Below are 1113 nucleotides of genomic sequence, written 5' to 3'. Positions count from 1 at the left end.
CCACTCCGTTACCGTCAATAAGTGGAAAGCGGCTTCGGCTTCCAAAACCAAGGTTGAACAGCGTCCCAACTTGCTTAAGCAGGATTTCTCGACCACTGGTTTAAATCAAAAATGGACCGCTGATATGACCTATATTCAAACGAAGGGTAATGGCTGGTGTTACTTATCAACCATCATGGACCTGCACTCACGACGGATTATCGGCTATTCGTTCTCAAAAAAGATGGCTACTGATTTAGTCTTAAAGACCCTTGAAAGCGCGGTTAAAAATCGAACCATTACTGGGGACCCGATTATCCATACGGATTTAGGATCACAGTATACCAGCGATGATTACAATCAACGTTTAACTGAGCTACATATCCGCCACTCATACAGCCGTAAGGGTTGTCCGTATGATAATGCGCCAATGGAATCCTTTCACGCTTCCCTCAAAAAGGAATGTGTTTATCCAGTGCCGGTCTTTGAAGATTATGAAACTGCCGCTGCCGTCCTTTTTGAATATGTGCATGCTTTCTACAATAGGAAGAGAATTCATAGTTCACTGGGCTACCAGACCCCCTTACAAGTTGAAATTGCAACACTTACGAGCCAAATGGCCGCCTGATTTAATGCTTTCCAGGGTTCAAATAAGTTATTAATCGCGATTAATGATTTATTTGAGCTGTGGAAGGTAAACGCGGTTCTGAACGTCTCTTAAAATCTGTCTCAAATATTGACTTCAATCCACATATCGGTATTTTACCTAATGAATATCGCAATCTCTATCAGCATAAAAAATTTGAAACGATTACTTTATCAGACGAGTTTGATGCAAATACACAGCCCTAACAATAAATTTAGTGCACATCCTTAAATTATCTTCTATAAATTGAACTCTTGATATTAGATTTTAAAGGGCTCCAAGAAAGTTAGACAAAATCTAACTTTCTTGGAGCCCTTTTATGCCTTGAATTATCAAATTAAGTTGGCAAATTCTATAATTAATCCGAACAGAAATTAAAAAGCCCAAAGCAATCACTTACAATGGTAGTAGCTAATTCCAACCAATATAGGGAGTGATTACTTTGGGTACATCTACTTTATCACGTTTTCAACGTGGCGCACTAGCAC

General features: G+C 39.4%; 2 protein-coding genes. Both read left to right on the top strand.

The genetic code is table 11. From position 1 onward, the window contains the following. A partial coding sequence (locus tag ACF1X7_RS06235; RefSeq protein ID WP_411162556.1) for an IS3 family transposase occupies nt 1-607 on the top strand: 607 nt, incomplete at its 5' end. 59 nt (nt 608-666) lie between these two features. Then, nucleotides 667-831, top strand: a complete 165-nt coding sequence (locus ACF1X7_RS06230) for a hypothetical protein (RefSeq protein ID WP_411162555.1) — start codon at nt 667-669, stop codon at nt 829-831. Nucleotides 832-1113: the final 282 nt, after the last annotated feature.

Source organism: Latilactobacillus sp. VITA-14 (assembly GCF_046580785.1).
In the GTDB taxonomy this organism is placed as follows: domain Bacteria; phylum Bacillota; class Bacilli; order Lactobacillales; family Lactobacillaceae; genus Latilactobacillus; species Latilactobacillus curvatus.
This window is presented reverse-complemented; position numbering and strand designations above follow the sequence as displayed.